Origin of the sequence: Promicromonospora sukumoe, assembly GCF_014137995.1 — a bacterium.
In the GTDB taxonomy this organism is placed as follows: Bacteria; Actinomycetota; Actinomycetes; order Actinomycetales; family Cellulomonadaceae; genus Promicromonospora; species Promicromonospora sukumoe.
The window spans coordinates 2,306,279-2,331,638 of sequence record NZ_JACGWV010000001.1; the positions used below are offsets into that span (position 1 = coordinate 2,306,279).

Sequence of the window (25,360 nt, forward strand, 5' to 3'; positions counted from 1 at the left end):
CCCGCAGGTCCCGGCCCGTTCCGAGGGGTTCCGGAGGGCTGGCCGGAGCTCACGGCGAAGGTGCCGAGGTCCGTCAGGCGTCCGGGAGGGCAGACGTCTCGGAGCACGCCGCAGGACCAGCCCCGCGCGGGCTGGCCGTGGTGCCGCTCCGGTCAGACGACCGGGGGCGGCAGGACGGAACGGTTCGGAGTCACGATCGGGATGCTAGCAGCGGTTCTCGGGCGCGCAGGGGGTTGTCCACAACTTTGGATCTGGGGATGCGGCCCGCTCTGATCGAACATATATTCGATGTGTCAGTGATGCTTGGGAATGATGGGCTGGATGAGCCGAGGGGGCGGGTGTGGACAAGATCCTGGACGCGAGCGGTGGTCCCGTCACGGCTGTCGAGCGGTCGTTGCAGAGGGCGCTGGGCCGGGTGCTGCCCGATGGCTCGTCTGTCGCTGGTCTGGCGTCACCTGCTGCCGATCGCGCAGCCTCAGGTGGGTGGGCCGATTCGCGTACGACGACCGGTTCGCACGCGCAGACGGCCGCGGCCACTCCGTGCCTGAGCTGGACCGCGCTCCCATCGGGCGACGGAAGGGCCCCGTCCGAGGTCGTCGTCACCTGGACCGGGCACGGCCGTGGCGTGCACGCGCTGGCCGCTGGTCTCCCCCGTGGTGCCGTCGATGTGGAGCGTCCCGGCGTCGCCCGTCCTGCCGAGGGCACGGGCTCCGTCGACCCGTACGAGGCAGATCCGTACGAGCCCGACGTCGTGGCCGAGGCGGACGACCTGGGGGCGCTGCCCGAACTGTGCGCACTGCCCGTCGGCGCAGATCTGGTGGCCGCGCTGACCGCGGTCGAGGTAGCGGACACCGATGACGCCGACCTGGTCGATGTCGCGGCCCGGTGGCAGGACCTCATCTCCTGGGCCACCGCCATGCAGTCACGCGCCACCGGCGAAATCGCCCGACGACGCGGCTGGACCACCGAGCACAACGCCGCAGCAGCCGAGATCAGCGCCCGCCTCCACATCCCCCAGACCGACGCGAACAAGCTCATGGCCCGCGGCACCGGCCTCGCCGAACACCCCCAGGTCATGAACGCCCTCCACCACGCCACCATCGACACCACCAAAGCCGACATCCTGCTGCGCGCCGGCAACCCCCTCACTACCGAGGAACGCGACCAGGCCATCACCCGCTACCTGCCCCAAGCACCCGACCGCACCCGCAGGTGGCTGCGCGACAAGATGAACCAGCACGCCACCCACCTGCACGGCACCACCGAAGTGGCCAAGCACGCCACCACCCGGCGGGCCGTGTTCCTGGACCCCGCCGACAACTCCATGGCCTGGATCACCGCCAACCTGCCCGCCACCGACGCCGCCACCGTCTGGGACGCCATCGAACAAGCCGCCCACGCCCTACGCCGCACCCCCGGCACCACCCGCACCCTGCCCCAAGCCCGCGCCGACGCCCTCGTCGCCCTGACCACCGGCCGCATCATCGCCCCACCACACCCCGAATGCGCCCCCGACGACCCCAGCACCACGCCGGACACGGACAACCAATCCATGCCCCGCATTACGGTGCCCGCCACCGGATGCACCTGCGGCGGCTGCACCTGCGGCGGAACCACGATCCGCGTCATCACCGTCAAGCCCCAGATCCGGATCACGATCCCCGCGACCATGCTCCTCGGCCTGGACAACACCCCCGGACACCTCGACGGATACGGCCCCATCCCCGCCGAGACCGCCGCCCGCATCGCCACCGACGCCACCTGGCAGCGCCTGCTCACCGACCCGACCACCGGGATCCTGACCGACTACTCCACCACCACCTACCAACCCGGCAAGATCCTCCGGCAAGCAGTTGTCGCCCGGGACCAGACCTGCTGCTTCCCCCAGTGCGACCGACCCGCCCGCCACACCGACCTCGACCACATCCAGCCCTACGACCACCAGCTCAACCCCACCCACCAACCACCCGGCACACCCGGACAGACCCGCGCCACCAACCTCCAACCACTGTGCCGCGGCCACCACCTCGCCAAGACGCACCACGGCTGGGACGTCACCCGCGACCCCGACACCGGCACCACCACCTGGATCGCGCCCACCGGCCACGCCCACACCCGACCACCCACCCAAACCAGCCCCGTCCCCGACCACACGGACACAGACACCGACGACACCGACATCACGAGCCTCGCCGAGGACGTGCGCCAGCTCCTCGGACGGCGTGCCCCGAACGGCCGGGCCAGCACCCGGTCCACTTCGGACGCAAACGTCGCACCCGGCGCTGCCGGAGCACACCGGCCCGACCCTGGGGAGCCACCCTTCTGATCGCCCAGACCACTCGGGACTTCAGCGACATGGTCGAAGAACGCGGGCACGAACGAGTCCCGCCGACCCGTCAGACAGCGCCGCCAGTCGGTCAGGCCCGGCAGCGGTCAGACCTGGGACCTCCCGCTCCTCCGGCTGATCACGGCCGCTTGCCACCACCCAGCCCGCTTCCAGCACCTCGCCATCCAGCGCCTCGCCGCCCAGCCTCTGACGACCCCGCCCGTCACCGCTCGCCGTCTCCACTCAGCTCAGCGACGCGGCGGAGCACGAGCTCGGGCACGGGGTCGGCGACATAGTCCTCGGTAACGGGCGCCGACGCGGTCCGGCTCACCGGCACGACGCCGGCCCATCCGTCGAGCTCCAGGTCGCCCGGTTCGAGGGTGGCGCCGCCCGCGCGCTGCTTCATGGAGGCCTCGGCCAGCGGCAGCGCGATCACGACGGTAGCCGCGAGCTCCTTGCGGGTCGCCGGCCGCAACGTCGCGGCCCGCCCGGGCACCATGTGGTCGACAATAAGGTCGAGCGCCCAACGCCGCTCCTCATGATCGGTCACCCTCCGGGGCCGCCCGATCACCACCGCCGACCGGTAGTTCATCGAGTGGTGGAATCCCGTCCGCGCCAGGACCAGGCCGTCGAGCTCCGTGACCGTGACGCACACGTCCCGCTCGAGCGCCGGGGCGAGCCAGCCCGCAGCGACCGAGCCGTGCAGGTAGAGCGTGCCACCGTCGTCGGGGCCCGCGGGGTCCACGCCGAACGCCGTCGGCAGGACCACCGGGTGCGCCCCCGCCACCACGCCGAGGTGCACGATCAGCGCGTCGGACAGGAGCCCCATGAGCCGGTCCCGTTCATCGACCTGGCGGTTGCGGCCCCGGGTCGGCGTGGTCCGGTCCGTGGGCGAGAGCGGAGCGGAGGACGGGTCGAGCGCGGTCGAGCCGGCTCCGGCCGAACCAGCCGCGTTGGAACCAGCCGTGGCCGAGCCTGCTGTGGACGGACCGGGCACCGACCCGTCGGGCGCGGCGTGAACGGGTGCATCGTGACCGGGTGCGTCCGGTCCCGGGGTGAGCTGCTGCGTCGTCATACGACTAGCCTGTCCCGGGAGTGGCTGACAGACACGAGCCACTTCAGCGGTAGTTGAGCAGGCCACTTGGCTCGGGGCCTGGGCAAGCGGGCCGTCTGGCTCCAGCCCCGCCGAACCAGCCGGCCCGCGCCGGGCCCGAACCGACCGTCCCGCCCTGTCTTGGTCCGGTCCCGCCGAGCACACCGACCCCGCCCCGCCGACCTAGCCCTCCCGCCCCGCCCTGCCGACCTAACCCGACCCGCCCCGCCCAACCCGCCCGACCGACCGACCTGACCCGCCCACCCCGAAAGCCACCCCCATGCTCCCCGTCCGCCTCGACCGCACCCGCCCCGAGCCCCTCCCCGCGCAGCTCGCCGCCGCCGTCCGCGCGCTCGTGACCGACGGCACCCTGAACACCGGCGACCGCCTCCCCTCCAGCCGCGCGCTGGCGGCGGACCTGGGTGTGGCGCGCGCCGTCGTCGAGCAGGCGTACGACCAGCTCCTGGCCGAGGCCTGGGTCTCGACCCGGCACGGGGCCGGCACGTTCGTGGCGTCCGGGGAGACGCTCCCCACGCAGCCGCGGGCCCCGCGACCCGCTGCCCAGGCGCCCCGGTACATCCACCTGGACGCCGGTACCCCGTGGATCGACCCGCGCCATCTCGCGGGCTGGCGCCGCGCCTGGCGGGAGGTCTCCACGGCGACGCCGCCGCGGGGCTACCCCGACCCGGGCGGCCTGGCGGAGCTGCGGGAGGCCCTCGCCGAACGGCTCGCCCGCACCCGGGGCCTGACGGTCGGCCCCGACGAGATCCTGCTGACCAGCGGCTCCACCGACGCCCTGCGGCAGCTGCTCGGCGTGCTCGGTCCGGGCGGCGTCCTGGTCGAGGACCCGGGCTACCGGGCCGCCGTGGAGACGATCCGCGTGTCGGGGCGCGACGTCGTGGACCATCCCGCGCTCGCGCCCGTCACCGACCTGACCGGGTGCGCCGCCGCGTACGTCACGCCCGCGCACCAGCACCCGCTGGGCCGGGTCATGCCGGCGGCGGACCGGCTCGCGCTCCTGGCGGCCGCCCGCGCCGCGGGCGCCGTCGTGGTCGAGGACGACTACGACTCCGAGTTCCGGTACGACGTCGCCCCCGTGCCGGCCCTCGCGGCCCTCGACCGCACGTGCGTGGCGTACGTGGGGACCGCCTCGAAGTCGGTCAGCCCCAGCCTGCGCCTCGGCTGGCTCGTCGCGCCGCCGGAGGTCCACGAGCGACTCCTGCACCGTCGCGCCATCACGCACGACACCCCGCCGTGGGCCAGCCAGCGGGCCCTGCTCACGCTGCTGCGCGACGGCTGGGTCGACAAGGTGGTCCGTACCGCGCGCCGCGTCTACGCCGACCGGGCGCCCCGGGTCGCCGCCGCGCTCGAACCGCACGCGAAGCTCGCCGGGCCGCTGGCCGGGATGTACTCCACGTGGCACACGTCCCCGGAGCAGGCCGCAGCGGCGCGGGCCGCCGCCCGCGCCGCGGGGTTCGACGTCCGGCTGCTGGAGCAGTACTGCCGCACCGCCGACCTGTCCGGCCTGGTGCTCGGCTTCGGCGGCGTGACCGACGCCGAGCTCGACCGGGCCCTGGCCGCGGTGGTCAGCGGCCTGCGCGGCGAGGAACCGCGCAAGCGCTGACCACCGCGACCCGCGGCGCCCGAAAACGACTCAGACCAGCGAGTCCTGCCACGCCTCGTGCAGCCGCGCGTACCGCCCGTCGCCGGCGATCAGCTCGGCGGGCGTGCCGTCCTCGACCACCGCGCCGTGCTCCATCACGAGCACCCGGTCGGCGATCGCCACGGTGGACAGCCGGTGCGCGATGATGATCGCGGTCCGGTCGGCCAGCAGGGTCTGCAGGCCCCGCTGTACGAGGCGCTCACCCGGCATGTCGAGCGACGACGTCGCCTCGTCGAGCACGAGCACCGCCGGGTCGGCGAGGAACGCCCGCGCGAACGACAGGAGCTGCCGCTGCCCCGCCGACACGCGCCCGCCGCGCTTGTTCACGTCGGTGTCGTAGCCGTCGGGCATCTCGAGGATGAACTCGTGCGCGCCCACGGCGCGCGCGGCCGCCTCGATCTCCTCCTGGGACGCGCCCGGCCGCCCGAGCGCGATGTTCTCCCGCACGGACCCGCTGAACAGGTACGCCTCCTGCGTCACCATGACGACGGCGCGCCGCAGGTCGGCCGAGGCCAGGTCGCGGACGTCGATGCCGTCCAGGCGCACGGCCCCGGCGGACGCGTCGTAGAACCGCGTGACCAGCTTCGCCACCGTGGACTTGCCGGCCCCGGTGGTGCCGACCACGGCCACGGTCTGGCCGGCCGGGATCGTGAGGTCCAGGTCCGGCAGCACCACGGGGCCGTCGCCGTACTGGAACCGCACGTGGTCCAGCCGCAGCTCGCCGCGCGCCCGCTCCCCGGCCGCGGCCAGCGGCGTCGGGCGCGTGGGCTCGACGACGGTGGGCTCCTCGGCGAGCAGGCCCGACACCTTCTCCAGCGCCGCCGTGGCGGACTGGAAGGAGTTGTAGAACATGCCGAGCTGCTGCACCGGCTGGAAGAACCGCTTGCAGTACAGCAGCACAGCCGCCAGCACGCCCACCTCGAGCGCGCCGTCGAGCACCCTCCAGCCGCCGACGGCGAGCGCCGCCACGACCGTCATGTTCCCGATCAGGATCAGACCCGGCTGGAAGCGGCCGTTGACGCCGAAGATCTGCAGGTTGGCGTCGCGGTAGTCCTCGCCGAGCTTGCCGTAGTCCCCCTCGGTGGTGGGCTCGCGGCGGAACGCCTGCACGGCGCGCATGCCGGTCATGGTCTCGACGAACTTGACGATGAGCCGGGCCGACGCCGTCCGCTGCTCCCGGTAGAACCGCTGGGACATGCGCTGGAACCAGCGCGTGAGCAGCCAGGCCGGGATGAACGCGACGGCGAGCACGAGGCCGGAGCGCCAGTCGACGTAGAACAGGAACCCGAACGTGAACAGCATCAGCAGCAGCGAGGAGACGACGCCGGTCAGGCCGCCGTCGAGCAGCTCGCGCAGCGCCTCCAGGTCGGAGGTCTGCCGGGAGATGATGCGCCCCGACGTGTACGACTCGTGGAACTCCAGCGAGAGCCGCTGGGTCTGCCGGAACACGCGGCGCCGCAGGTCCAGCAGCACGGCCTGGGCAATCCGGGCGGCGGCCCGCACATAGGCACCGGCGGCGACGCCGCCCAGCACGGCGGCGACGACGTACCCCGAGCCGGTGAGGACCAGGGGCGTGATCGACCCCTCGCGCAGGGCCGGGACAGCGTCGTCGATCGCGACGCCGACCAGCCAGGGCCCCGCCACCTGGCCGAGCGTGGACGCGACCACGAGCACGGCGGCCCAGGCCAGGGCCTTCTTGTGGGAGCGCAGCAGGTCGCCGAGCAGCTGCATGGACCGGCGTCGGACGGCGCGGGACGCGTCCTGGCCGAGGAGGGTCTCGTCGTCCGCGGCGGCGTCGGTGGGACGACGGCGCCCGGTGGTGGGCTCCGTGGTGACCGTCATGACAGCGCCTCCTGGCTCTCGGTCTGCTGGCTCTGGCCATGCTGGCTCTCGCCCTGCTCGGCGTGGTTCTCGCCGTCGTGCGCCTCGTAGTCCTGTTCCAGGCTCGAGATGATGTACCGGTAGTGCGGGTCGGTGGCCAGCAGGTCGTGGTGCGTGCCGACGGCGGTGATGCGGCCGCCCTGCAGCACCGCGACGCGGTCGGCGAGGGCCACGGTCGAGGGCCGGTGGGCGATGATCAGGCTGGTCGTGGCCCCCAGCACGTCCCGCAGGCGCGCGGTGACCGCCTCCTCCGTGGTGACGTCGAGGGCGGACAGCGGGTCGTCGAGCACGAGCACCCGCGGCCGGGCGGCGATGGCCCGGGCCAGGGCGAGCCGCTGGCGCTGGCCGCCGGACAGGGACAGGCCCTCCTCGCCGATCCGGGTGCCGACGCCGTCGGGCAGGTCCAGCACGAACTGCGCCTGGGCCACCTCCAGCGCCTGCGTCATGAGGGCCTCACGCTCGGCCTCCGGCAGGCCGTCGGGCACGCCGAGCAGCACGTTGTCCCGCACGGAGGCGGAGAACAGCGTGGGGTCCTCGAAGGCGACGGCGACCCGCTCGCGCACCTGCGCGCGGGTCATGTCGCGCACGTCGACGCCGTCCACCTCGACCACTCCGGCCGTGACGTCGAAGAGCCGCGGCGGCAGCATCGCCAGCGTCGACTTGCCGGAGCCGGTCAGGCCGACCAGGGCGGTGGTGGTGCCGGGCGGCAGCTCCAGGTCGACCTGGTCGAGCACGGGGCGCTCGGCGTCGTCGTACCGGAAGGTGACGTTGCGGAAGGCGACGTGCCCGCCTGTCTCGCCGGTGGCGGGCGGCAGGTCCGCGGACCGGGACGGGTCGGTGAGCGGGTTGACGGTCTCGATCACCTCGAAGAACCGGTCGACGGCGGTGCGCGCGTTGAGCGTCATCGACAGCGTCATGCCGAGGTCGACGACGGGGCCGTTGATGACCGCCGTCGTGGCGAAGAACGCGACCAGCGCGCCGAGCGTCATGTCGCCCTGGGCCACGAGGTAGACGCCGGCGACGAGGGCGACCGCCTGCGTGACCTCGGGGATCACGCGCAGGGCGGTGGTCAGGCCCGCGTCGGTGGTGGCCTTGCGGATCTCGGTCTCGCGCAGCTCGGACGCCTGGTCGGTGAACGAGTCCAGGGCGTCGGGCCCGCGGCCGAACGCCTTGAGCACGCGGATGCCGTGCACCGACTCCTCGACGGTGGTGGCGAGGTCGCCCGACTGGTCCTGCGAGAGCCGCGAGATCTTGCGGTACTTGCGGGAGAACCGGAACGCCAGGATCGTCACGGGGATCGCGCCGCACAGGAAGATGATGCCGAGCCAGCCGCCCGTGACCACGAGCAGGCCGACGCCGACCACGATGGTCACGAAGCTGACCACGAGCTGCAGGATGCCGAAGACGAGCCAGCGGCGCAGCAGGCCGAGGTCGCCCATGATGCGGCTCAGGAGCTGGCCGCCGGGCCAGCGGTCGTGGAACGCGATCGGCAGGTCCTGCAGGTGCTTGAACAGCGCCATGCGCATCACGGCCTCGACGCGCGTGCCGGGGAACATGACGAGCGTGCGGCGCAGCAGGATCAGGCCGGCCTCGCCGACGCCGAGCAGCGCGACGAGGACGACGGACCAGGCCAGGCCCGTCCAGTCGTGGTCCTCCGCGCCCGTCGTGAGCGGGCCGTCGGTGACCCACTGCAGCACGCGCGGGATGGCGAGCGCCATGAGGCTGGCGCCCAGCGAAGCCAGCAGTCCGCCCACCAGCCGCGGCATCGCGGGGCGGACGTAGGGGTACAGCCTGCGGACCGAGGCGAAGGTGCTGCGCTCGGCGCCGGGCGGACTACTGGGGTCAGAAGAAGGATCGGATCGATTCGAGCGTTCGTCTGTGGGAGGCATCGCCTCCATTATCCGGGCGGGCGCAAGTTGTTAGTTTCGGTAAGCACCTTTCTCGTTGTGACCTGCGCCACAGGGTGCGCGCGCGCTCAGCGCACCCGCACCGACAGGCACGTGACGCAGCCCTCGAGCTTCTCGAACTCGGTCACGGGCGTGGTGTGCACGGTCAGGCCGCGGCCCCGCAGCAGCTCGGCGGTGGCCGGCGCGCTCTCCGACAGCAGCACCGTGGTCGGGTCCAGCACGACGACGGCGGTCCCCTCCGCCTCGGGCACCGGCAGGAACGACTCGAACACGGACGGGTCGTCGACCAGCGGCGGGTACCCGATCACCGTGCCGTCCGGCAGGGCCGTGACGGCCGTCTTCAGGTGCAGCGCCCGGGTCACGGGCACCTCGACGACGCGCCAGCCGCGCGGTTCGAGCAGCGCCCGCAGCTGTCCGGCGCCGTCGGCGTTGGTGCGCGCCGTCCGCCCCACGTAGACGGTGCTCCCGACCTTGAGGATGTCGCCGCCCTCCAGGGTGCCGGGCTCGGCGATCTCGGCGACCTCCCGGCCCGTCGCGCCGGCCACCGGCCGCATCGACTCGATCTCGCCGCGCCGGGACAGGGCCCCTGGCCGGGTCAGGACGATCAGGTCGTCGAACACCACCACAGCATCCTCGACGAACACGCCGTCGGGGTGGGCGTCGGCCGCGGGCAGCTCGCGCACCGACCAGCCCAGGTCCCGGAACACGTCCACGTAGCCCGTCCACTGCCGCGCGGCCAGGGCCGGGTCGACGGGGACGCGCTCGAGGTGCGTCAGCTCGCCGTCGGCCAGGGCGGGCGACGGCGGGCGGACGAGCAGGGTGCGGTGCGCGGGCTCTGCGCCGGGCTGAGAAGTGACCATGCCGCGACGCTATCGCGGCCCGGGCTCTCCGCGATCGAGGTAGGCCATCCGCGCCACCTTGGGCCCCTGCGGCGACTCGAACGAGACCACTTCCCCCGCGGTGAACCCCATGACCTGCATGCGGCGGACCGCCTTCTCGTTGTGCGCGTCGGGCTCCCCCACCAGGCGGCGGGTACCCGCCCCGGCGAACAGGAAGCCGCGCATCGCGGGCCCGAGCACCGACCAGGGGTCCAGGGGCGCGCCGTGCCGGGCGACCGGGCCGCGGCTGCCCAGGAAGAAGTGCAGGCCCAGGTCGCCGGGGCGCACGTCGTAGGCGGTGCCGACCGGGTCGTGCTCGGGGTGGTAGGCCTGCAGGAGCACCACGGGCTCGTCGTCCCAGCGCACGAGGTAGGCGTGGTGCGTCTCCAGGGAGTCGACGAACGCGTAGGTGTCGCGCACCTCGTCGCGCGTGTGCTCCCCCATCCCCCAGAAGGACGCGCGCGGCTGGGTGAACCAGCCGTGCAGCAGGTCGGCGTCGGCGTCGGGGTCCAGCACGTGCACCGTGACCAGGCCGTCCGCGCCGAAGTCGCGGCGCCACACCTCCGCGCCGCGGGCGCCGTTGAGCAGCCGCAGGCTCGTGTCCGCGGGGCGCAGGCGGTCCCAGTCGGTGACGACGGCGGTGGTGCGGGCGTCGGCCCAGGTGGCGTGCTGGTCGTCGAAGTGCGGGCTGCCCGGACGCCCGTCGGCGCCGAAGGGCACGCCCCACCGGCTGTTCGAGCGGTCCGACAGGTCCCAGACGTAGCGCGCGACCGACGCGCGGTAGGCCGTCGGCGCGACGCCGGGCGCGCCGCCCGTGCAGCGCACCGTCTCGTTGTTCCCGGAGACGGGCGCGGGGACGACGCCGACCGGCCGGCCCGGCACCGCGGGCGCCACCAGGTCGGGGACGGGCAGCAGCGGGGCCGGGACGTGCAGGTCGCCCCAGGTCGGTTCGTTGATGCTTTCCCGGGCGGCAACAGCCAGCGCCGCCCCCGCCTCCGCCGCGGTGTCGATGCGCAGGCGCCGCCCGTCCGCGCCGTCGACCACGAGCCAGTCGGCCGCGAGGATGCGGGCCAGCCCGGCCCCGACCGCCGCCGCGACGTCGAACACACCGCCGAGGACCGGCGCGAGCGCGGGGTCCTGGTCGTGCGGCTCGTGCAGCGGGGCGAACACGGGGTGGTTGGCGAGACGGTGGGCCAGGGCGTCGCGCCAGCGCATGTAGAGGGCGGCGTCGGTGGAGGCCGCCTCCACGTGGGCGCCGTCCGCGACCCAGGCGCGCAGCCGGTCCGCGGCCGCGGAGGCGTCGCCGGCCAGGTGCGCGACGAGGCCCTCCGCGCCGAGGTCGCGGGTGTCGCCGTGGATGCGCGCCTGGGTCGCGGGCGACTCCGGTTCGCTCGTCTCGGCGAGGAGCTGGCGGATCCGCTCGGCGCGGTGCGGGGCGTAGGACCAGCCCAGGTCGTGCGCCTCGCGCCCGGGGCGCAGGTCGCGCGGTCCGGTGCCGGGGCGGCCGTCGGCTCCGGCGGGGTGCTGGGTCACGGGGCGCTCGTTGGCGTCGACGGCCACCTGCACCACCGCGGCGGGCGCGGGGAGGTCGACGTAGCCGTCGGCCGGCTTGGCGGCGGGCAGGGCGAGCTCCGGGGCGCCGGACGGCACGGCGGGGACCTTGCCCGCGGTCAGGCTGAGCACGTCGCCGGTGCTGTCGGCGGTCAGGACCCGGTTCACGGGGTCGACCCACCGGCCGAACGCGTCGGCGACGTCGCGGGCAGTATGGGCGTGCAGGAGCGCGCGCCAGGCACCGACGCCGACGTCGGACAGCTCGCGGGCCGGCCAGTGCAGGCGCCAGCCGTCGACCCCGCGGCTGTCCGCGCCGTCCCGCACCACCTCGACGTGGTGGGCCGCGGCGTTGGTGATGCCCCAGGCAACGGACTGGTCTGACCCGGCATGCCGGTGCACCGCGTGCCCGAAGTGCGGCACGCCGGGCACGCCCGGGAAGGCGAAGCCGACGACGTCGTAGGGCGCGGCCGGGTCCGTGCACGCGAGCCGGACCTGCTGGTAGGGGCCGGGCAGCTCCAGGGTGCGGTGCGGGTCGCCCGCGACCAGCGGGCCGCCCGACGCCGTGTACCGGCCGTGCACGGCCCAGGCGTTGGAGCCGGAGCCGCCGTCGGCCGTGAACAGGCCCAGCACCCGGTCCAGCGGCACGCCGGGGACGTGCAGGTGCCGGGCCACGTGCGCCCGCCAGAGGATGCTCGGGAAACCGTTGAACAGCACGTGGCTCGCGAGGAACACGCCGATCGGCGTCCACGGTTGCCACGGGCGGAACGGGACGCCCGCCAGCTCGGGGACGTCCCGGCCTCCCGCCAGCAGACCGGCGCTGACGCCGTCCGCGTAGGCGGCCAGCCACGCCCGCTCGGGCGCGGCCAGCGCGTCGTGGATCTCGCGGGCCGTGGCGGCCAGCCGCTCCTTCGCGGCGAACCGGTCCCACGCCTGACCCGCCGCGCCGGCGATCTCGCCGTACCGCTCCTCGGCGCGCATCCGGTCCGCCTCGACCTGCAGCCCGCGGTCCTGGGCGGTCACCCAGCCCTGGCCGTAGGCCAGCGCAGTCTCGGTGGCGGCCCGCACGTGCGGGATGCCGAGGTCGTCACGAAACAGGTCGAAGTCCACGTTCCCTATCATCTCTCTGCGGTCATTTCTTTAGATCCGTCTCTCGGTGCTCGTCTCGCCGCGCCGCACGGGGTTCGCGAGCGAACCCGCGTAGATCAGCGACTCGGACTGGTTGGTCAGGTCCACCATCTGCAGGGTGTTGCGCAGCTGGAGGCGGTTCAGGCAGGAGTGCGCGAAGCGCGCGGCCCGCAGGTCGATGCCCGTGGCGGCGTGCACGTCAGGGTGCTCGGCCGCGTGCCGGTCGATGGTCTCGGCGACCAGCGCCCAGAACCGGTCCTCGGGCAGCACGCCGTCCTCCGCGAGAATGCCCGACAGGTGCCGCAGCACGCCGTCGAACACGTCGGTGAAGACCGCGAGCGCCTTCTCGTCGTCGTCCACGGCGGCGCGGATGCGCGCGACGGCGTCGGGCAGCGGGCCCTGCCCCAGGACGGCGACCTCCTCGCCGATGTCCTTCATGATGGCGCGCCGCACGACGCCGTCGCGCAGCACGAGGATGAGGTTCTCCCCGTGGGGCATGAACGCGAGCTCGTAGGTGAGCAGGCAGTGCACCAGCGGGTACAGGTAGGCGTCGAGGTAGGCGCGCAGCCACTCCTGCGGCGCGACGCCGGACTCGCGGACCAGGCCGGTGACGAAGGCCGCCCCTCCCGCGTCGCGATGCAGCAGGCTCGCCATGGTGACCAGGCGCTCGCCGGGCTCCAGCCGGGGCACGGGCGACTCGCGCCACAGGGCGGCGAGCATCTTGCGGTGCGGGTTGGGCTGGGGCGTGCGGTGGTAGACGTCGCCCGTGTAGCCGACGGAGGCGAGCTCGCGCAGCACGCCGAAGCCGTTGCGGCGCAGGGTCTCGTCGCTCGTAACCAGGTCGGCGACCCAGTCGTTGATCGCGGGCGTGGCCCGCATGTAGGCCGGGGACAGCCCGCGCAGGAACCCCATGTTCTGGATCGCGAGCGCCACCTTGACGTAGTGCCGCTCGGGGCGGGTGCGGTTGAACATGGTGCGGATCGACTGCTGGGCCTGGTACTCGTCCGAGCCGGGGCCGAGCGGCACGAGGTCGCCGCGCGCGACGTCGGCGGCGAACGTGACCGCCACGCGGTGCTCCCACTGCCAGGGGTGCACCGGCAGGTAGAGGTAGTCGGCGGGGTCGTGGCCGCGGGCGTCCAGGCGGTCGGCGAACGCGGCGCGCTCGGCGTCGGACAGCTCGCCCGGGGTGTCGGGGCCGCCGTAGTGGCCGGCCTCGGTCTGGTCGGCGGACAGCGCGAGGTGGCTGTGCTCGCGGCGCGCGGCGAGCCACAGCATGCGCAGGCGCTCACCGCGCTCGGGGGCGTAGGCGCGGTAGTCGCGCAGGGAGAAGCCGATGCGGCCGTTGTTCGCGACGAAGCTCGGGTGCCCCTCGGACATCGCGGCCTCGACCTGCTGGAACGCCTCGGCGGTGGCGTGCGTGCCGGACGCCGTCCGGGCCGCCTCCAGCAGTCCCGCCACCGACGGCGTGGTGCCGTCGAGCTCACGCTCCCGCTTCGCGGCCGCGCTCGCCAGGGTGGCCGACAGCTCTTCGAGGTACGTCGCCAGGAGCGCGTCGGGCACCTGGAGCAGCGGCTGCAGCTCGGCGACCAGCTCCAGCACGTCCACGGGCAGGACGACGACGCCGCGCACCCCGGCGTCGGCCGTGCGGCGGATCGAGTCCGGGTCGATGACCCAGTGCTCCAGGGCGTAGCGGCGCGCGGTGAACCGGTAGGTGACGCCGTCCAGGTCGAGACGGTAGGCGCCGTCGGTGTCGCTCTCCGGCTCCGGCGCGAAGAGCCGCTCGTGGGCGAGCTCCGCGAGCGCCTTGGCGGCGAGGTGCCGGTGGGCGTGCTCCATGAGCGGCGCGGTCAGGTGCGTCGCGATCATGGGGTCGGGCCTGTGGGTCGCGGGCTCGCGGTGCGAGCCGGCCCCGGCGCCGTCAGCCGGGAAGCCGTCGCCGAGCGCGGAGGCCGCGAAGTCGGCGCGGGTCGCGACGCTGAGCGCCGCGCGCTTGGCGTGCGCGCCGCTGCCGAGGTCCACCTCGCGGAGCACGCGGAACCCCGCGGCGGCGTTCTTGGCGGCGATCTTCCGGTTGCCGACGTCGGGCTCGACGACGACGCGGAGCGCGCCCCTGGTGGTCAGGCAGAACCGCATGACCGCCGTCATGACGGTGTCGGTCAGGCCGTGCCGCGGCGTCGCGGGCGGGGCGACGAGCAGGTGCATGCCGAGGTCGCCGGGCTGCGTGTCGTGCACGCCGTCGAGCAGGAGGGACGGGTCGTACGTCTCGGTGAGGAACAGCGGCTCTCCGTCGACGCGGCCGAGCCAGGCGTCCTCGTTCGGGCGCGAGGCGATGCCGGCCAGGTACTCGCGCACGTCGTCGACGTGCAGGTCGGCCATCTGCCAGTACGACGACGCGGGGTGCGCCAGCCAGCGCTGCACCAGCTCGGCATCGCGCACCGGGTCGACCGGCTCGATCGTCACCTCGCCGAGCCGGGTCGACGTCGTGAAGGTGTGCAGTGTCGTCGGGGTGCTCACCGGGCGGCCTCCATCTCGTTGTCGGTCGGTCGCGGTTTGGTCGCCCGGGTGTCGGGCTCGGCGGCGGGGACCCCGCCGTCGGGCAGGCCGAACTGCTGGAAGGCGATGCGGCGCTCGATCGGGTACGGCTCGCGGCCGGTGACGTTCGCGAGGATCACGGAGTTGCGCCAGGCGCCGAAGCCGAGGTCGGGGGCGGTGACGCCGTGGGTGTGCTCCTCGCCGTTGACGACGTGGATGCGCTTGTCGTCGTCCACGGTGTAGTCGCGGGTCACGGCGTAGCGGCCGCGGGCGTCGAGGTTGACCAGGCCGGGGGCCAGGAACTCCGGCACCGAGGCGGCGTAGCCCGTGGCCGCGACGATCGCGCGGGTGCGGTGCTCCGCCGTCGTGCCGAGCTGGGCGTGGCGCAGGGTCAGGACGTACTCGCCCCTGCCCTCGGCGCCGGCGGCATCCGTACCGGCGGGGTCGAAGCGGGCCGCGACCACCTCCGTGTCGGACAGCAGCGTGGTCGGCACCTCGGTACCCAGCGCGGACTTGCGGTACAGGGTGTCGTAGATGTCGTCGATCAGGTCGCCGCTGATGCCCTTGTAGAGGTTGCGCTGCTCGCGCCCCAGCACGTCGCGCTGCTCGATCGGGAGCGAGACGTAGTGGTCGGTGTACTCGGGCGACGTCATCTCGAGCGTCAGCTTCGTGTACTCCATCGGGAAGAACCGGGGCGAGCGGGTCACCCAGTCCACGCGGTGCTCCCCCGGGCCGGTGCCGCAGTCCTCCAGCAGGTCGCGGTACACCTCGGCCGCGGACTGCCCGCTGCCCACCACCGTGACCGAGCCCGCGGCGCGCAGGTCGTCCCGGCGCGGCAGGTAGTCGCTGGTGTGCACCACGGGACCCGCGCCCGCCGCGCCGTCGGAACCCCCGGCCCCCGCCAGGCCCTCCAGGAAGGCCGGCAGCCGCGGCTGGGTGCCGGTGCCGAGCACGAGGTGCTTGGCACAGTATTTCTCGACGCCGTGGGCGGTCTCGGCGGTCACCTCGAACAGGTAGCCGCCCCCGCCCGACGACGCACCCGCTCGGGCGGACGGGTCCGCGACCCGGACCACGCTCGTCACGCGCCTCCCCCAGCGCAGGCTCGGGAGCTGCTCGGCCACCCAGCGGCAGTACTGGTCGTACTCGGCGCGCAGCGGGTAGAACGACTCGCGGATGTAGAACGGGTACAGCCGCCCCGTCGCCTTGAGCCAGGCCAGGAACGAGTAGGGCGACGTCGGGTCCGCCATCGTCACCAGGTCGGCCAGGAACGGGACCTGGAGCGTGGTGCCCTCGATCAGCATCCCGGCGTGCCAGGAGAAGCCGTCGCGCTGGTCCAGGAAGACGGCGTCGACGTCGGGCAGGGGCTGGGCGAGCGCCGCGAGGCCCAGGTCGAACGGACCGATGCCGATGCCGAGCAGGTCGTGGACCTTCACCTGTCCGGCGGTCGTCAGGTCCGCGCTCATCGCGCCTCCTCCTCGCTGCGGGCGAGCCGCGGGTGCACGTCCCGGCACGGCGGCTCCTCGGTGTCCGCGAGCGCCTCCCCCGCGAGCAGCCCGTGGGCGGCGGAGCGGACGAGCTCCAGCACGCCGCGGATGTCGGCGAGCGTGGCGTCGGGGTTGAGCAGGGTCAGCTTGAGGCAGGGGCGGCCGTCGATCACGGTCTTGGCGACCAGGGTGCGGCCCGAGTCGAACAGGACGCGCCGCACCTGGGGCACGAGCGCGTCGGCGCGCTCGACGTCGAGGCCGTCGGGCTCGTAGCGGAACAGGACGGTGGACAGGTCGGTGCCCCCGACGAGGCGGAAGTCGCGGTCCGTGGCGAGGTCCTGGTGCACGGCGGCGGTCAGGTCGCAGACGGCGTCCACCATGGCGCCGATGCCGTCCGCACCGAGGGCACGCAGCGTGACCCAGAGCTTGAGCGCGTCGAAGCGGCGCGTGGTCTGCAGGGACTTGTCGACCTGGTTGAGGTCGGGGGTGGGCTCGCCGAGCTCCTCGCTCGGGTTGAGGTAGTCGGCGTGCCAGGCCACGGGGGCGAGGTCGGCCCGCTCGCGCACGATCAGGGCGCTGGAGGAGACGGGCTGGAAGAACGACTTGTGGAAGTCGACGGTGACGCTGCGGGCCCGCTCGATGCCGTCGAGCAGGTGCCGGCGCGCGGGGCTGACCAGCAGCCCGCAGCCGTAGGCGGCGTCGACGTGCAGCCAGGTGCCGACGGCGTCGCACAGGTCGGCGATCGGGCCCAGCGGGTCGATGCGGCCGCGGTCGGTGGTGCCCGCGGTGGCGACGACGGCGATCACGGTGTCGCCGGTGCGCTCGATGTCGACGAGGGTCTCCCCCAGGGCGTCCGCGCTCATCCGGCCCTCGGTGTCGGTGCCGACCTCGACCACGGCGTCGCGCGGCAGGCCGAGCAGCAGCGCCGACTTGGCGACGCTGAAGTGGCTCGCGGACGTGGCGAGGATGCGCATCGACTCCAGGCGGGTGCCGTCGCGGCGCGACCGCTCGCGGGCCAGGAACAGGGCCTGGAAGTTCGACTGGGTGCCGCCCGAGGTGAAGATGCCGTCGGCGCCGTCGGGCCGGTCTCCGTCGAGCGGGAAGCCGATGCGGCCCGCCGTCCACTCCACCAGGCGGCGCTCCATGAGCGTGGCGACCGTGGACTGGTCGTAGGTGTCCACGGAGGTGTTGATCGCGGCCAGCATCGTCTCCGCGCCGACGGCGGGCAGCGCGACGGGGCAGTTCAGGTGCGCGGCGTACGTGGGCTCGTGGAACCAGATCGCATGCGTCGCGTACAGGTCCGCGGCCTCGCGCAGCGCCTCCTGGGTGCCCGACGGCGGGCCGTCCAGGTCGACGGCGTCCACCAGGCGCTGCAGCTCGGCGCGGCTGGCCCCCGAGAACGGCTGGGTCACCGACGTGAGCCGGGCGGCGATGTCGTCGGCGACCGCGCGGACCGTGTCCGCATAGGTGCTCGCGGTGGCCCCGCGCAACAACGCGGTCGTGTCGTGGTTCGCACCCGGGGAGGGCGCGCTGGGCACTGGCTGCGTCACTGCGGGCAGGCGTGAGGGCATGCGGAAGGCTCCTCGTGAAGGCGAAAGGAACGCCGCCCGGGAGCGGACGGCGTGGTGCGACTTAGGTTTGCCTGACCTAACTTAATCCTTCGGGCATCCGCGTCAAGCCATGGCGGTGTCGCGATACGTGTCGCCCGTCACTCTCCCGGAGCCGGCAGCCGACCCCGGGAGAGCGCCGTAGGCGCCGGACGTCCGGTCAGCGCCGGAAGTCCAGCGCGCCGAGGAAGGTATGCAGGTCCGCCCAGCCCTGCGGGCCACCGTCGAACTCGACGACGAGGAAGAGGTTCTCGCCCTGGCCGGCCTGGTGGAGGAACAGGCTCACGCCGTAGAAGACGGGCTCGCCGCCCATCGTCGCGAGGTCGGGCTGGGCCTCGGCGTAGTCGGCGCCCGGCACGTCGATCAGCTGGGACTCCGGCGCGGACGCCGTCTGCGCCCACCAGTTCCCGCCGGGCTTACCGCTCTGCACGTAGACCCGCTCGAACTGGGGCTCTTCCTCGGACGTCCCGGCGCCGCCGTTGACGTGGAGCACCGTCGGCCCGGTCCACTCCACCCCGGGCCCGAACTCGCCGTCCGTCGGCCGGGAGGTCCAGCCCTCCGGCACGGCGAAGGACAGGCCGTCGTGCTCGACCTGCGTCCAGCCCGCCGGGACGCCGTGCTCCAGGGGCTCGAGCGTCGGGCACTCGAGGGCGCCGCCCACCTGTTCGCTCGGCCGTACCGAGGGAGCCGGCGCCGTGACCTCGTCGCCCGGCAGCGGCGCCCGCTGGTCGGTGAGGGCCGAACCCAGGACGCCGATACCGGCACCTACCAGCACGAGTGCCGCGATCCCGGCCGCCGTCGCCGTGACGACCCGGCGGCGCCGGACGTTGCGCACGGCGGTCGCCGCGATCCTCGCCGGGTCGAGGTGCCCGGGCGGCTCGATGAGAGATCCGGCCACCCGGAGGCCGGCGGCCAGGTTCGCGTCGGCGGGGTGGACGTCGTCGGGGTGGGGGCCAAAGGGGCGGGTGCCGTGGGGGCGGGTGGTGCGCGCGGTCATGATCGGTCTCCTGAGGTGGCGGGCACCACGAGGGTGCGCAGGCGCCCGAGTGCGTGTGCGGCCGTCGACTTCACGGTGCCGACGGAGATGCCGAGCTCGGCTGCGGTGTCCGCCTCGGAGCGGTCGAGCATGTACCGCAGCACGACGACGCGGCGCTGCTTGAGCGTGAGCTCCAGCAGCGCGCGGACGAGCTGGTCGCGGTCGAGAAGCTCGCCGTCGAAGGCCAGCACGCTCGGCCGGTGCTGGACGTTCACGGGGTCGTCGGTGAGCACCTCACGACGGGTGCGGCGCCACGTGTCGATGCGTGCCGTCGCCACGACCCGGCGCGCGTAGGCGAACGGGTCGCCGTCGCCCACCTTCTTCCAGGCCTTGAAGGTGCGTTCGAAGGCGATCTGCACGAGGTCCTTGGCGCGGTGCTCGTCGCCGCACAGCAGGTAGGCGATGCGGTACAGCGCGGGGGTCCTGGCGTGCACGAACGCCGTGAACTGCGCGACCGGGTCGGCACCAGTGCGTACGACGGCGAACTCGCCGGCGCCGTCCTCCGGTGCTGGTTCGCGGCGCCTGGTGCGCCGCAGTGTGTGCGTCATGTCCCATAGACGCAACCGGGATGCCCCAGGGTTTAGCCTGCGCCCGGACCGGTGCGGACCCGCCCGGGCCCTCGTGCAGAAACTCGGCGCGAAACACCCCGCGATCCTGGGCATAGTGCTCCCAGATCGGTACGTTTTGCCCCATGAGCAGTGACAGCGACGCGCCTCAGGACGAGGGCGGCGAGAAGACTGAGCGGATGGACCGCCTCCGGGCTCTGCTGACCAAGCCCATCAAGATCCCGGAGTCGGCGTCGGCCGACACCGAGGACGCCGACTACGCCGCAGCCGTGGCAGCCGCTGCACCCCAGGGGGCCAGGACTGAGATGACAGCCGAGGGAAAGACCCCGAAGGGTGCCAAGGCTCCCGTCGAGACGCCGCCCGCGGTCAAGGCCGCGGCCGAGGCGCTCGACCGCCTGACAGAGGAGGAGAAGGACGCCGTCGTCGAGGGAGCCGGGTCCGGCAAGGGCCGGTCGCGCCGCACCTGGGCCGACGCGTACCTCGCCAAGCCCGACAAGCCGCTCACTCCCGAGGAGGTGCGCGCGGAGCTGACCGTCTCCCTCAAGGAGCAGGGCGCGGACCTGCGCGAGCTGGTCGCCAAGCGGTCCGCCGCGCAGGAGAAGGCGCTGCAGGAGTCGCTGGAGGCGGGCCTCGCGGAGGGCATCGAGGCGGCGCGCGCGACGACGGTCGCCGAGCTCGCCACTCGGTTCGACGGCCGCATCGACGAGCAGGCGGCGTCGGCCGAGCAGGCCGCCACCGCGGCCCGCGAGGAGGCGGCGCGGCTCCAGGAGCGGCTCGACGAGCTCACCCGGACCACCGGCACCCTGCGCGGCGACCTCGACGCCGCCCGCTCGGCCGCCGACGGCGCACGCGAGACCGCGGACGCCGCCACGAAGAAGGCGGCCACCGCCACCACGTTCGCCTGGGTCGGCATCGCGCTGGCCGTGGTGGCCGCGGTGGTCGGCGTCGTCGTCTAGTACAGCCTGGGTCTGGTACAGCCTGATCTAGTAGAGCCCCGGGTCGTCGAGGTCGGTGCCGGCGCGCAGCACGAAGCGCCGGTGCCGACGTCGGCCGGGGTGACCCTTGTAGTAGACCGGCTCCTCACGGACCGGCGCGTAGGTGACCCGGGGGCCGGTGAACAGGTCGTCGAGCAGGGTCGCGAACGCCACGTCGACCGGCGAGGGCACAGTGTGCGCGCCGGACCGGTCGGACGCCTGACCTTCCGTGAGTTCGTACATGTGTTCGAGTATATCCGCCGCCCGGACGGGAGTCCACCGAATGCGTTGGCACTGGCCGCTTCGCCGCCGTTACGGTCGGCGGATGATCCTCAGCCACGACGTCACGGGCTCCGGCCCAGCCGTCCTCCTCCTGCACGCCGGCGTCGCCGACTCCCGGATGTGGGAGCCCCAGCGCGCGCCCCTGGCGGAGCACCACCGCGTCATCCGCTGCGACCTGCGCGGTTACGGCAACACCCCGCTGACCAGCGCGGCCTTCGACAACGCGGGCGACGTCAAGGCGCTGCTCGACTCGCTCGGCGCGCGGCCCGTCGCGGTCGTCGCGGCGTCGGCGGGCGGCAAGGTCGCCCTCCAGGTGGCCTCCGCGTGGCCCGACCTGGTGTCCCACCTGGTGCTGATCAACTCCGCCTTCGCGATGCCGCCCACCCGTTCGGTGCAGCGGTTCGCGCGCCGCGAGGACGCGCTCCTGGAGGCCGGCGACGTCGACGGCGCCACCGAGCTCAACGTCGCCACCTGGCTCGGCCCCGACGCCGACGACGACGCCCGCGAGCTGGTGCGCACCATGCAGCGCCGGGCCTTCGACGTGCAGCTCGCCGCCGGAGAAGACATCAACCAGGAGCCCGGCCCCGAGATCGACCTGGGGGCGATCACGGCGCACACGCTGATCGTCTCCGGCGGTCAGGACCTCGACCACTTCCGCGCCATCGCGAACCACCTGGCCGGGCAGATCCCCGGGGCCAAGCACACCCAGCTCGGCTGGGCCGGCCACCTGCCGAACCTGGAGCGCCCCGCGGAGACGACGGCGCTGATCAGCGAGTTCCTGGACGACTTCCGCGGCTGAGGTCTCGGGCCGCGGCCAGGTAGCCGGCCGTCACGCGGTCCTGCACCCGGTGCGCGGCCGGCGGCACGATCCGCGAGCCCCAGAAGTCGTGCCGTGCCGCGGCGTGGATCTCGAAGACGAGACCGTCGCCGTCGCGCAGCACGCGGAACGACTCGACCCCCGTCTCCGGGTGGTGCGGCAGCGTCGCGTAGGTGAAGCCGGCCTCGTCCGGTCCCCGGACGACGTCGACCACCCGGCACGGGGCGGTGAACCACAGCGGCCCGACCCGCACGGCCTGCACCACGGTGACGCCGAGCGCGACCGGGCCGCTCGGGGCGATCGTCAGCCCGGCGCCGCGGTGCACGGCCCAGCCGAACAGCGCGTCGGCCGTGTCCGTGAGCGACGCGCCCAGCTCCAGCGCCACGCGGCGGCGCAGCACCCGGCTGCGCGGGGGCGGTGCGGCCAGCCAGCCGACGTCGGCCACCGGCTCGACGGCGACGGCACGTTCCAGGACACGGGCGAGGTCGGGCCGGGTGAGCTGCACGGGCTCACGGTACCCGGGGCCGGACGGCGGGCTCGGCGGCCGGCTGGGCGCACCCGGCGTCCGGTTCGCCCCCGCGTGTACCTTTCTGGTCCATGGCGACCGACCACGACCCCAGCACCCTCGACGCCGCGGCCTCGGCGCCGTCGGGTGGCGTCCCCCGGCACGCGTCCGCGAAGGAGCGCCGGGGGCTGGGTCCGTTCCTGTCCGACCTGAAGGCCGAGGTACAGAACCAGCTCTCCCGCGCGGAGATCCCGGGGCGGGTTCCCGGTTCGGGCGCGGGCCGGGCCGTGGTGACGACGGGGGCGACGGCCGGGGCGACGGCTGGGGCGACGGCGACCGAGCCGACGACGTCGGAGGACACGACCGGGCACGGGTTCGCGGGCTCGTCCGCCGTCGGCCCGGATCGCACGCCCGAGCGCCTGCCGGAGTCCCTGCCCGAGCCGTTCGGCCGCTCGGCCGAGGACGCCGCGGCGCTCGCCACGGCCGCGCTGGCGGCGGCCGACCACGCCGGAGCCGAGGCCGTCGCGGCCCGGCAGGAGGCCGACGCCGCGCGGGCGGACGCCGCCGCGGCGCGCTCCGAGGCGGCGTCCGCCCGGGCCACGGCGGAGCGGGCGGACGCGCAGCTCGCGGCCCTGCGCGCCGAGATCGAGGCGGCGCACCGGGAGTTCGCGTCCCTGCGCGACGGGCTCGACGACGCCCAGGAGCGCACCCGGCGGCACCTGCTCATCGCCTGGGCCGGTGCGGGCGCGGGCCTGCTGGTCGCGGTGGTCGCGCTCGTGCTCGGGTTCTAGGCGGTACCGGTCCCGGGCGGCACCGATGAGTTTTCAGCCGCCCCGCCGTCTGCCCCTCATGACGGAGACCCTTGTCGACGTACCGGGCGCGCTCCTGTGCGCCGAGACCTTCGGCGACCCGGCCGACCCGGCCATCCTGCTGATCGGCGGGATCGCGGGCCCCATGGACTGGTGGCACGCGGACTTCTGCCAGGCCCTGGCCGACGGCGGCCCGCCAGGTAGCAACGGCGGCGGCCGGTTCGTCGTCCGCTACGACCACCGCGACACGGGCCGCTCCCGGACCGACCCGCCCGGGGCGCCGTCGTACACCGGGGACGACCTCTCGCTGGACCCGGTGCGCCTCCTGGACGCGCTGGGGATCGGCCGCGCGCACCTGGCCGGGGTGTCGATGGGAGGCGGGATCGCGCAGCAGACGGCGATCGAGCACCGGCGGCGGGTCGCGTCCCTCACGCTGATGTCGACCAGCCCGGTCACGCACGACCCGGACGGCCCCACCCTGCCCGGCCCGACGCCGCAGGCGAGCGCGCAGTTCCACGACCCGCCGCCGGACCCCGACTGGGGCGACACCGAGGCGGTCGTGCGGTGGCTGGTCGACGCCGAGCGGGCGTTCTCCGGGCCGGGCTTCGACGAGGCGGACACGCTCGCGACGGCGCGGCAGGTCGTCGCGCGGTCGCTCGACCCGGCCGCGGCGGCCAACCACTTCCTCGTCGAGAGCCGCCCTGTACGCGGCACGCTCGCCGACGTCGCCGGGCCGACCCTGGTGCTGCACGGCGACGCCGACCCGCTGTTCCCGCCCGAGCACGGCGCCGCGCTGGCGGCCGCGATCACCGGTGCCCGGCTCGTGCTGCTGCCCGGCGTCGGGCACCAGTACCCGCCGCGCTCCGTGTGGGACGTGGTGGTGCCGGAGATGCTCGCGATCAGCGCTGGGGCGTGACCGGGCGCGCCGTCTGACCCTGCGGCGTGACCGGGCGAGTCTGCTGGGGTACCTCGAACCGCACGGGCAGCTCGCGGGGCACGGACGACCAGAGCGTGCCGGCCGAGCGCACCGCGTCCGCGGGCACCGTGAGGGTGACGCCGCCCAGGCGGCGCAGCGCGGCCGCGACCGTGATCTGCGCGATCACCGTCGCGGGGCGGCGCGCGGGGCAGGCGTGCGGGCCGGCGCCCCACGTCAGGTAGGAGAGGTTGCCCGACTCCAGCCAGATGTCGTCGCCGTTCCCACGGGACTCGGCGCTCGCGCCGAGGATGCCGGGCACGACGGCGTCGCCCGCGGCGATCTGCCGGTCGCCGAGCGTCGTGTCGGCGAGCGCGAAGCGGGGTGCCGCGTTCGGGGCCGGCGGCGTCGAGCCGAGCACGGCCTCCAGGGTGTCCGACGCCGACGGGCGGCCGCCCGAGCGCCCGTCGAACCGGGGGTCGGTCAGGCGCATGCGCAGGGCCTGCGTGATCCAGCCGACCTCGAACTCGCTGCCCAGGATGAGCGTCGCCGAGACGGCGCTCTGCGCGTCCAGGTCCGTGGGCGCGCTCGGGTGCCGCAGGATCGCGGAGGTCAGGTCGTCCGCAGGCGCCGCGCGGCGGTCCGCGATGAGGTCGGAGATCAGCGCGCGCTGCGCGTTGAGCGCCTCGGCGCCCGCCGCTCCCCTGGCCTGGAAGACGCGGCGGGAGTGCCCGAGCATCGCGCGGGCCTGCTCCGGGTCGAGCCCGAACATCGTGGACATCACGAGCAGCGGGACGGCGCGCGCGTAGTCGCTGACCAGGTCGGCCTCGCCCTTCGCCAGCACGCGGTCCAGCGCGAGGCCGCACCAGTACTCGACCGTGGTCGCGAGCCGGTGCTCGTCGACGCTCTCGAAGGCGTCGTCGACCAGGCGGCGCAGGTGCCGGTGCCGGGGGCCGTCCACGTAGTAGATGCCGTCGCGCGGGGCCAGCACCCCGCCGACGCCGCTGTCCGGGCGGACCGTGCCGTCCGCGAACAGGCCCCAGTTGCTCGCGTCGCGCGAGAACAGGCCCTCGTTGCGCAGCACCGTGGCCAGCTCCCGGTGCCCGAGCACGAGCCAGGCGGGCACGCCGGGCTCCAGCAGCACCGGCGCGACGTTGCCCCACCGGGCGCGCAGCCGCTCGTACACCTTCGCCGGATCGGAGGCGCTCGTCGTCTCGCTCAGCGGCATCAGGTCGGTCAGGCCGACCAGGTCGGCCAGGCGCTCCGACCGGGTGGTCGTCGTGACTGTCATGGCTCCCCGGTTCTGGGCGCGACAAGAGAAGCGCTCCGCGTCGTTTAGCCGGAATGTACCTCATATCCGATGCGGACTAATAGATTCACCCTGGTCGGGGGCATGTCCTGGGGCTCGTTC

At 74.2% G+C, this 25,360-nt stretch carries 19 protein-coding genes; 6 read left to right on the top strand and 13 right to left on the bottom strand.

The genetic code is table 11. From position 1 onward, the window contains the following. Nucleotides 1–667 precede the first annotated feature (667 nt). On the top strand, nucleotides 668–2,326 hold the full coding sequence (locus tag FHX71_RS10220; protein ID WP_182615916.1) for an HNH endonuclease: 1,659 nt from the start codon (nucleotides 668–670) through the stop codon (nucleotides 2,324–2,326). 223 nt (nucleotides 2,327–2,549) lie between these two features. Here the strand turns inward: FHX71_RS10220 and FHX71_RS10225 are convergent, their stop codons facing one another. After that, nucleotides 2,550–3,401 (bottom strand): pyridoxamine 5'-phosphate oxidase family protein, encoded by an 852-nt coding sequence (locus FHX71_RS10225; RefSeq protein WP_246402484.1) that lies wholly within the window; start codon nucleotides 3,399–3,401, stop codon nucleotides 2,550–2,552. A gap of 298 nt (nucleotides 3,402–3,699) precedes the next feature. Between FHX71_RS10225 and pdxR the strand changes: the two genes are divergently transcribed. Next, nucleotides 3,700–5,043 (top strand): MocR-like pyridoxine biosynthesis transcription factor PdxR, encoded by a 1,344-nt coding sequence (gene pdxR / locus FHX71_RS10230; protein WP_182615918.1) that lies wholly within the window; start codon nucleotides 3,700–3,702, stop codon nucleotides 5,041–5,043. 30 nt (nucleotides 5,044–5,073) lie between these two features. On the opposite strand, the gene FHX71_RS10235 is transcribed toward pdxR, so the two are convergent. The 9 genes from FHX71_RS10235 to FHX71_RS10275 all read right to left on the bottom strand — a co-directional run bounded on the left by FHX71_RS10235 (nucleotide 5,074) and on the right by FHX71_RS10275 (nucleotide 19,631). Further along, a complete protein-coding gene (locus tag FHX71_RS10235; protein ID WP_182615920.1) occupies nucleotides 5,074–6,924 on the bottom strand; it encodes an ABC transporter ATP-binding protein in 1,851 nt (616 codons plus the stop codon). After that, complete coding sequence (locus tag FHX71_RS10240) at nucleotides 6,921–8,852, bottom strand: ABC transporter ATP-binding protein (RefSeq protein WP_246402485.1); 1,932 nt, start codon at nucleotides 8,850–8,852, stop codon at nucleotides 6,921–6,923. The genes FHX71_RS10235 and FHX71_RS10240 overlap by 4 nt, the downstream gene beginning before the upstream one ends. Before the next feature lie 86 nt (nucleotides 8,853–8,938). Continuing rightward, nucleotides 8,939–9,730 (bottom strand): dimethylargininase, encoded by a 792-nt coding sequence (ddaH, locus tag FHX71_RS10245; protein WP_182615922.1) that lies wholly within the window; start codon nucleotides 9,728–9,730, stop codon nucleotides 8,939–8,941. A gap of 9 nt (nucleotides 9,731–9,739) precedes the next feature. Further along, nucleotides 9,740–12,406: a GNAT family N-acetyltransferase gene (locus tag FHX71_RS10250; RefSeq protein WP_182615924.1), complete on the bottom strand. Its 2,667-nt coding sequence runs from the start codon at nucleotides 12,404–12,406 to the stop codon at nucleotides 9,740–9,742. Nucleotides 12,407–12,436: 30 nt separating this feature from the next. Next, a complete protein-coding gene (locus FHX71_RS10255) occupies nucleotides 12,437–14,938 on the bottom strand; it encodes a GNAT family N-acetyltransferase (RefSeq protein ID WP_182615926.1) in 2,502 nt (833 codons plus the stop codon). Beyond that, on the bottom strand, nucleotides 14,935–16,419 hold the full coding sequence (locus FHX71_RS10260) for a lysine N(6)-hydroxylase/L-ornithine N(5)-oxygenase family protein (RefSeq protein WP_182615928.1): 1,485 nt from the start codon (nucleotides 16,417–16,419) through the stop codon (nucleotides 14,935–14,937). The genes FHX71_RS10255 and FHX71_RS10260 overlap by 4 nt, the downstream gene beginning before the upstream one ends. Next, the gene (locus FHX71_RS10265; protein ID WP_246402489.1) at nucleotides 16,416–18,011 is read right to left on the bottom strand and encodes a pyridoxal phosphate-dependent decarboxylase family protein; all 1,596 of its coding nucleotides are present in this window, start codon (nucleotides 18,009–18,011) and stop codon (nucleotides 16,416–16,418) included. The genes FHX71_RS10260 and FHX71_RS10265 overlap by 4 nt, the downstream gene beginning before the upstream one ends. 196 nt (nucleotides 18,012–18,207) lie before the next feature. Further along, nucleotides 18,208–19,044 (bottom strand): hypothetical protein, encoded by an 837-nt coding sequence (locus FHX71_RS10270; RefSeq protein ID WP_182615930.1) that lies wholly within the window; start codon nucleotides 19,042–19,044, stop codon nucleotides 18,208–18,210. Next, the gene (locus tag FHX71_RS10275; protein WP_182615933.1) at nucleotides 19,041–19,631 is read right to left on the bottom strand and encodes a SigE family RNA polymerase sigma factor; all 591 of its coding nucleotides are present in this window, start codon (nucleotides 19,629–19,631) and stop codon (nucleotides 19,041–19,043) included. Before FHX71_RS10275 ends, FHX71_RS10270 begins: the two co-directional genes overlap by 4 nt. Before the next feature lie 143 nt (nucleotides 19,632–19,774). Between FHX71_RS10275 and FHX71_RS10280 the strand changes: the two genes are divergently transcribed. Further along, nucleotides 19,775–20,605, top strand: a complete 831-nt coding sequence (locus FHX71_RS10280) for a hypothetical protein (protein ID WP_182615935.1) — start codon at nucleotides 19,775–19,777, stop codon at nucleotides 20,603–20,605. Nucleotides 20,606–20,632: 27 nt separating this feature from the next. Here FHX71_RS10280 and FHX71_RS10285 read toward each other — a convergent pair whose 3' ends face one another. Further along, on the bottom strand, nucleotides 20,633–20,866 hold the full coding sequence (locus FHX71_RS10285) for a hypothetical protein (protein ID WP_182615937.1): 234 nt from the start codon (nucleotides 20,864–20,866) through the stop codon (nucleotides 20,633–20,635). Nucleotides 20,867–20,948: 82 nt separating this feature from the next. On the opposite strand from FHX71_RS10285, the gene FHX71_RS10290 reads away from it, so the two are divergent. Further along, nucleotides 20,949–21,704, top strand: coding sequence for an alpha/beta fold hydrolase (locus FHX71_RS10290; RefSeq protein ID WP_182615939.1), 756 nt, complete (start codon nucleotides 20,949–20,951; stop codon nucleotides 21,702–21,704). Here the strand turns inward: FHX71_RS10290 and FHX71_RS10295 are convergent. Next, nucleotides 21,673–22,227, bottom strand: a complete 555-nt coding sequence (locus FHX71_RS10295; protein WP_182615941.1) for a DUF1990 domain-containing protein — start codon at nucleotides 22,225–22,227, stop codon at nucleotides 21,673–21,675. The two genes, FHX71_RS10290 and FHX71_RS10295, sit on opposite strands and share 32 nt — an antisense overlap. Nucleotides 22,228–22,319: 92 nt before the next feature. Between FHX71_RS10295 and FHX71_RS10300 the strand changes: the two genes are divergently transcribed. Continuing rightward, entirely contained in the window at nucleotides 22,320–23,018 is a 699-nt protein-coding gene (locus tag FHX71_RS10300; protein WP_182615943.1) for a hypothetical protein, read from the top strand. A gap of 58 nt (nucleotides 23,019–23,076) precedes the next feature. Next, nucleotides 23,077–23,952, top strand: coding sequence for an alpha/beta fold hydrolase (locus FHX71_RS10305; protein ID WP_182615945.1), 876 nt, complete (start codon nucleotides 23,077–23,079; stop codon nucleotides 23,950–23,952). Here the strand turns inward: FHX71_RS10305 and FHX71_RS10310 are convergent. Continuing rightward, on the bottom strand, nucleotides 23,936–25,240 hold the full coding sequence (locus FHX71_RS10310) for a cytochrome P450 family protein (RefSeq protein ID WP_182615948.1): 1,305 nt from the start codon (nucleotides 25,238–25,240) through the stop codon (nucleotides 23,936–23,938). The two genes, FHX71_RS10305 and FHX71_RS10310, sit on opposite strands and share 17 nt — an antisense overlap. Between the last annotated feature and the right edge of the window lie 120 nt (nucleotides 25,241–25,360).